The following is a 6,850-nucleotide window of genomic DNA, read 5'->3' as shown; positions in this document are numbered from 1 at the left end:
ACCAACGGCCCATCGGTTTCCGAGCCCAACGACGCAACCGAGCCGGCAGTGGTCGGTCCGTCGGTCCAGCCGCCGGCAGAGGCTGCAATCCCTGCCGAAACGGAACTGGCATCGAACCCGCCAGCCGAGGTGCTGGTGGCTCGTGAGGAGTTGGAGTTCAACAAGGCGCCGTGGCCCAGTGTCGAAGTAGCCGCCACCAGCGAGCCGGCCGCCAAGACGCCATCGCCTCGAACGGCCGTGCCGACAAAATCGGTGGTCGCTCAGTCCTCGGCAGAAAGGGCGACGCCGGCCAAGAAAGCGGCACCGACCAAGAAGGCAGCACCGGCCAAGAAGGCAGCATCGGCCAAGAAGGCAGCATCGGCCAAGACGGCAGCACCGACCAAGAAGGCGGCATCCAAGAAGGCGGCACCGGCCAAGACTGCAGCACCGACCAAGAAGGCGGCATCGGCCAAGAAGGCCGCACCGACCAAGAAGGCGACATCGACCAAGAAGGCGGCATCGACCAAGAAGGCGGCATCGACCAAGAAGGCGGCACCGGCCAAGAAGGCAGCATCGGCCAAGAAGGCGGCACCGACCAAGAAGGCGGCACCGGCCAAGAAGGCAGCATCGCCCAAGAAGGCGGCATCGACCAAAGTCGGCGTCAAAGCCGCCGCGCTGCCCCAGAAGAAGATGACGGCGAAGAAGGCAACTTCGAAAAAGGCTGGACCAACGAAGGCCAAGGCGGTGAAGGCCGTGGTCGCGCCGCCGCCAGTCTCACCTCGTATTGCAAACGAATTGATGTCAACGACCTCCGTCCGCACACCCACGCACGATGCTTTGCGCAACGACGCCAAAATCAAAGCCAAGCTCGTGCGCGACAGTTTCACAATGCCCAACCAGGACTTCGGGCTGATTGTCGTCCTCAAGGGCCGCGCGTTAGGTTTCAAGCGGCCCGTTAAGAAGAATGAACTTCTGCGAGCCGGGCTGCAGGCGCTTCAACAACTCCCCGACACCCAACTGCATAATGCGCTCGATTCGCTGTCCCCGGACGTCAAAATCAAAGCCAAGATCGTGCGTGACAGTTTCACAATGCCCAAACAGGACTTCGGGCTGATTGCCGTCCTCAAGGACCGCGCGTTAGGTTTCAAGCGGCCCGCCAAGAAGAGTGAACTTCTGCGAGCCGGGCTGCAGGCGCTTCAACAACTCCCCGACACCCAACTGCGGAGTGCGCTCGATTCGCTGTCCCCGCTGAAAGTTGGAAGTCCCAAGAAGAAGGCCAACTGAAGACCGCACGCAGCCTTCGGGCATTGGCAATGCCTTCCCCCAACGGCTCTAGAGGGGGGGCGGTCGCTGGGTTGAGTGCAAGAGGCCTGAGACGCCTTCCCAACTGTGCCTGCCGCCGCTCACGAGAAAGYGGTCACGGCCAAGGGTGAACAGGCTCTGATGCTGAGACTCCACGGCTTCAACGGCCTCAATCTCGTGCTTCACCTGCAGCACAGAATCATCCTTGTCGCCGTAGCGGTCCTTCAGTTCCACGAAGAGATTTTTCAGTTCGCACAGATACCGGGACATGTTTCGCGCTCCTCAGGAAGAACGGGCCAGCGAAGCCCAGAGGGAAAGCTTGGAAACATACTCCAACTGCCCACGCGAATACGTGACAAAAGGCTGCGCCGGGCCACCCAGGGGCGCTCATCTACCTGGTGCGTCGAGCTTGGTCTGCCTAGTCCATCGAGGCGTTCCGGTACTCAGCCAACGCTGTGCGGCGGAACTCACCCAGCGGGATGAGCTTGTCATCCAGTTTCGGAAAGTGAGTGCGGATGTGGAGCCCTTCCCGAACCCAACATCCCCTAGACGCACCGCCATCGAACGAAGTGAGGTAGGAAACGTGATAGGGCGCGATGCATCCGTCTTGGGCATCGGTCAACTGCAGAGCTTGAAACGGATTCCCGTCCCTCACGAACAAGACTTGAGGCTCCGTCGCAGCCGAGAACCAGTGTGCAACCGGCGACAACTGCCGCGACTGAAGATGTTTTCATGTCGCCCCCCAGTTGGGTAAAGATTGATTGAGCGCTTGGGTATGACAGTCGTCAACCCTAATGTTGAGGGGACCACGTAGCCGGCGATAGTCGGGAACTTCCGGTCAACATGGCCGCGCACTGCCAAAGCGAGGCTGCCGCAACTCGCAACGGTTGGGGAGGAGTGGGCGCGCGGGAGTCGGGCGCTCCGCGTCGTTGTTGTCCGCGTTGCTGGTGCGGACGCACGCAGGGGGGGCGGGGTCGGGGGGGGGGGTGTCCAAAGTCTGGAGCGCCTGCCCGCTGGAAACCGCTCGGTTTCTCACACGCAGAAAAATCGCCCTCCCGAGAGAATCAAATCAGCAAACGAGCCCTTGTAGTACTTTTCTTGCAAATCGGTGCGCTTCCCAAGATGCTCGGCCGCCCGATGCAGCGGATCGCGCTGGGCTGCCGAGCCGAAACGCTGCAGCGCCAACGTGGCAGACACGCGCCCGGATCGGACGGACGCACGCAGCAACTCGTCCCAGCCGCGCTCGATGGCGGTCGCGAGACACTTCGGACAGTGACGGCCTCCAGGCCTTCAGGGACTGAGAAGATGCGCGGCAAGTAGAGTTTCCGCTCGGCCAAGTCACGAAGACGCGGACACAGGTCGAAGCCCAGCAGCTTGGCGATGGCCATCGCAGGATTGGTGTACCCATGGGTATCTACGGCAAGGAGCGACAGCCGGATCCGATCCTCGGCACGGTTGTTCTTCTCGACRCCCTCGATGGCAACGCCTGCCTGCCGCTCGTTGAGCACGATGGGTTGGTCATAGACGATGCCCCATCGGTCGCGCACGTGCGTGTAGATGCCGGCTGCGTAGGTGCGTCTGCGCGGGTCAACCCGGGCATTCCATAGATGTCGGGACGCGTCCAGCGACATCATGTCGGCCGATGCCTTGTCGCCGTCGCCCCATAGTGCGGCAATCGGAACGCGGCTCTGGAACTCGGCCACACGTTCATTGGCGCGGCGCAGCCTGCCACTGCCCTCCAGCGCCCTCATGGCCACCGAGATCTGGCCCGATTCCAGACCGGGGACCATCGACGCGACGCCTTTCGCATCGACGTCGGTGCTGTGGGCCAGCAGCGCGCCGTAAAGGGCCACGAGTTCGCCCACGGACTGCGCGCGGTGACCGAGCAAGGCTTCGCTGAAATTGGTCRCCGCATCCAGCTCCAGCAACAGGTCCGGGAACTGAACGTTGCCGACAAGCTTGTAGATTGTCTCGCGGGTGCGCACCGGCTCGGTCTGGTCGGCCAGGGCRGTGATCGCGGGCAAGTGCAGCATGSCGTCGGCRCCGATCTCGATCTTGCCTCGGCGCTGCGCCTCGGCGACGGCACCAATGCCCGCGACCAGGTTGGCCAGCAACGGCTCCAGGAACGACTTCGGCAKGCCCASRAGGTCGACACTCTGGTCTYGCTGGGCTGCCCACTGCRCTGGAGGGATGAGCATCTGGTCGCGCTCCCGGTAGCTCAGTGAGTGGTCGATCCAGACGCTGCCGCGGCGCAGGCTCTTGCGCAAYGACATCATCGTGCAGGCTTCCAAGGCCTGGTAACACGAGCGCGGATCCAGATCGTGGACGAGCCCGTGCCATGCGGCACCGACGTCGGGAAGTCGCGCGTCCTGCTGGAATTCGACCACACCCTGTCCCTGCAATTCGGTCCACGCCTTCCACTGCTCGAAGCCCAGGTCGCCCTCCCGGCCACTGAACTCCAGATCGTTGAGGGACGCCAGGCAGGCGTGGACACGCCGAGCATCCTGTGCCAGTGCCTTGCGAACCTGCGACACGAAGCTGCCGGTGGCCGACTCGCCGAGTTCGGCAAGCAGTTGCCGCGCTTGAAGGACGCGGTCCTGCCACGTCCTCGATTCATCGTGCAGGACCGCTCTGGCCTGGGCGGCTTGCTTGAGGAGGCTGGTCGCGCATCGCGTGCGATTGGCCTGGGCCCGGTCGGCGGCTTCGCGAAACAGTTGCTGACTGCGTCGGCTCGGGGCGCGCTGGCGCGCCGCCTGCTGCGGGTCAGCGCGGGCGGCCAGCCGCACCGTGCGCTGATGATCATGGGTGGGCGTACTCATCGGATCGAGACCTCGAACTCGCCGATGTTCTCGATCCAGTGTCTCACCGTATCGCCGGGCCGCAGAAAGCGGTTGCGCGCCATGCCCACGCCCGCGGGTGTACCGGTGAGGATCACGTCGCCGGGCACTAGTGTTACGCGCGAGGAGAGGTGAGACACCTGGTCGGCGATGTCGAAGATCATCTGGCCCGTGTTCGAGTCTTGCATCAGCTCACCGTTGACCCATAGTTTCATGTCCAGGTCCATGGGGTCGCCGACAAAGCGATGCGGCGTGATCGCCGGCCCGAGCGGGCAGCTTCCGTCAAAAGTCTTCTGGCCGATCCAGTCCCACTTGAACGGCGAGTCGTTGGCGACCCCGTCGCGCCCGACGTTCTCGCGTGCCGAGAGGTCGTTGGCGATGGTGTAGCCGGCAATCACCTCGTAGGCCCGGTCGAGCGGCACGTTGCTGCAACGCTGCCCGATCACCACGGCGAGCTCCAGCTCCCAGTCGAGCATCGGCGAGCCCTGTGGTCGTGCTACTGTGGCCCCGGGACCGACGATGGTGGCGCCGGTGGCCTTCATGCAGAACCAGGGCTTTTGGCCCAGTTCCTTGGGATTGGCCTCGAGCGGGAGCCCGAGCCGCTTCTTCATCTCGGCCACGTGGTCCTTGTAGTTGGCGCCGGCGAAGTAGATGTTGCGGGGCACCAGCGGCGCCGCCAGCACGGCAGAAGGCACCGGCGTGCGCTGCGGCAGTTCGCCGCCGAGTTCGGCGAGCTTTGCGCCGGCGCTGTCCCAGTGGTCCAGCACGTCCAGCATGCTGGCGAAGCGGCCCGACGCATAGACCTTGCCGTCGTGCATCATGCCCGTCATGCGGCCTTCGGCAGTGTCGAAGCTGACCAGCTGGATCACCATGCTGCCTCCGTGCGCAGCTGCACTTCGGACTCGATCTCGAAGGTGCGGGCGTCGGCCATCGCGAAGCGGTCGCCGAAGTCGAACAGGTCGTCGTGCTGGAAGCCATTCTCGTACCATTGGATTTCCCACCAGTTGTGGTCGAGGTCGACGATGTAGAACGAGTAGACGCCGTGCGAGTCCACCGGCTGCGTGACCTTGCGGATTCCGTAGGTCTTCTGGTACTTCAGTGCGTCGGCGTAGGCCTCGTCGACCTCAGCGCGCGTGGCCACATCCACACCCCAATGGTTCAGGAGGTTCACCGGCTTGAGCTCGGCGCCGACCTCCACGCAAATGATGTGGAAACGCATGCCCATGCGCACCGCCATCGCAGGCTTGCCGTGGCGCACACACTCCAAGCCCAGGAAGTCCTCGTAGAAGCGGCGCGAGGCGACGAGGTCGTAGCACTCGAGCGTGCCGTGGCTCATGCAGAATGGTTTGACGATGGACCGTTCGGTGCGCACCGGCACCCGGGTGTTGGTTGGCAGCATGGGTTCTCCTGAATTAGGCGGCGGCCTTTTCCTTGGCCGTGAGAAAAGAGTCTGCGAAGAACTCGGCGGCTGGCAGACCGCAGTGCGCGGTGTAGTCGTGGCGCGCCGAGTCGATGACGACGGGAGCGCCGCAGGAATACACCTGGCAGCCCGAAAGGTCTGGGTGATCCTCGATCACCGCGCGGTGCACGAAGCCTGTCCTGCCGCGCCACGCGCAACCCGGCGTCGGCTCGCTCAGCACCGGCACGAACTGGATGTGCCGGTGCTCGCGCGCCCACTGCTCGCACAGATCCAACATGTACAGGTCCTCGCGGCGCCGGCCGCCCCAGTACAGCGTGATGGGCCGCGTCAGGCCGCGGCGCAGGCTGTCAAGCACGATCGACTTGATCGGCGCAAAGCCGGTGCCGGAAGCCAGCATGATGATCGGCTTGTCGCACTTCTCGCGCAGGAAGAACGAGCCAAGCGGGAACTCCACCTTCAGCACGTCGCGCGGTTGGATCGCGCCGAACAGGCGGTCGGTGAACGCGCCCCCGGGCAAATGGCGGATGTGCAGCTCGATTTGGCGCACGCCGTCGTTGCTGGGCGCCGACGCAATGGAGTAGCTTCGGCGCAAGCCGCCGGCGCTGATGATCTCCACGTACTGCCCGGCTCGGAACAGTGTCGGCTCGTTCATCGGCAGGCCCAGCGTCGTGATCATCACGTCTGGCGCGGCAGGCTCCATCTTCAGCACGCGCGCCGGCATGAATTTCGAGCGGATCGCGTCACCGGCATCGATCTCGTCGACCTCGACGGTCAGGTCCGACAGAGGCCGCGCCTGGCAGAGCAGCGCGAAGCCTCTCGCCTTGTCCTCGGCGGACAGGTATTTGGGGTGCACACCGCCCCAGTCGACACGCCCATCCAGCACGCGACCGCGGCAGGTATTGCAAACACCCGAGCGACAGCTGTAGGGCATGAAGAGACCCGCGGCAAGTCCCGCGCGGAGGACCTCGGCGTGACTGTCGCAGGCGAACGATCGACCGCTGGGCTTCAATGTGATGGTGTGGTTCATGAACGGCCGATTCCTCAGATCCATGCGGCAGGCCTTGTCTCCGGGCGCCGCGTGCAACAAGGTTAGCGAGGGTTTCGCGCCGGGGCCAACGACTTGCGTAAATTTGGCCAATTCAAGGCGTGAATGTGTGCAGCCCCAGGGCTTTCCCATGCGGCGCAAATGGAGGCAATTCGCCGAATCAGTCAGACGCGAGCATCGTCCGCGAGATCGAGTTCAGGGGCCAGCGGGCCTGCGAGCGGGTGACCCTCCGTGCACTGAAGCGCATCACGTTCCTGCGCTTGTCGG

General features: G+C 64.0%; 5 protein-coding genes and 1 pseudogene. 1 reads left to right on the top strand and 5 read right to left on the bottom strand.

The features are described 5' to 3' along the window. The coding region (locus AC1DY5_RS04305) for a hypothetical protein (protein ID WP_478108902.1) at positions 1-1,263 on the top strand (1,263 nt) is incomplete at its 5' end. 48 nt (positions 1,264-1,311) lie between these two features. Here AC1DY5_RS04305 and AC1DY5_RS04300 read toward each other — a convergent pair. From AC1DY5_RS04300 to AC1DY5_RS04280, 5 genes and pseudogenes are all read right to left on the bottom strand, one after another. Continuing rightward, positions 1,312-1,551: a hypothetical protein gene (locus tag AC1DY5_RS04300; RefSeq protein WP_478108899.1), complete on the bottom strand. Its 240-nt coding sequence runs from the start codon at positions 1,549-1,551 to the stop codon at positions 1,312-1,314. A gap of 843 nt (positions 1,552-2,394) precedes the next feature. Beyond that, a pseudogene (locus tag AC1DY5_RS04295) lies at positions 2,395-4,013 on the bottom strand (Tn3 family transposase); the annotation flags it as partial. Positions 4,014-4,096: 83 nt separating this feature from the next. Beyond that, entirely contained in the window at positions 4,097-4,990 is an 894-nt protein-coding gene (locus tag AC1DY5_RS04290) for a fumarylacetoacetate hydrolase family protein (RefSeq protein ID WP_478108898.1), read from the bottom strand. Then, positions 4,984-5,517 carry a VOC family protein gene (locus AC1DY5_RS04285; protein WP_478108896.1) on the bottom strand — a complete coding sequence of 178 codons (534 nt, stop codon included), beginning with the start codon at positions 5,515-5,517 and terminating at the stop codon, positions 4,984-4,986. The genes AC1DY5_RS04290 and AC1DY5_RS04285 overlap by 7 nt, the downstream gene beginning before the upstream one ends. Before the next feature lie 13 nt (positions 5,518-5,530). Continuing rightward, positions 5,531-6,565 (bottom strand): CDP-6-deoxy-delta-3,4-glucoseen reductase, encoded by a 1,035-nt coding sequence (locus AC1DY5_RS04280; RefSeq protein ID WP_478108894.1) that lies wholly within the window; start codon positions 6,563-6,565, stop codon positions 5,531-5,533. Positions 6,566-6,850: the final 285 nt, after the last annotated feature.

It is taken from the genome of Variovorax sp. P4_D9, from assembly GCF_056401695.1.
Note: the sequence above shows the minus strand (reverse complement) of the source record. Positions and strands in the feature narration are given on the sequence as shown.

Excerpts from the sequence above, each read along its gene's own strand:
- AC1DY5_RS04290 (WP_478108898.1), bottom strand. The coding sequence starts at position 4,990 with ATGGTGATCCAGCTGGTCAGCTTCGACACTGCCGAAGGCCGCATGACG.
- AC1DY5_RS04285 (WP_478108896.1), bottom strand. The coding sequence starts at position 5,517 with ATGCTGCCAACCAACACCCGGGTGCCGGTGCGCACCGAACGGTCCATC.
- AC1DY5_RS04280 (WP_478108894.1), bottom strand. The coding sequence starts at position 6,565 with ATGAACCACACCATCACATTGAAGCCCAGCGGTCGATCGTTCGCCTGC.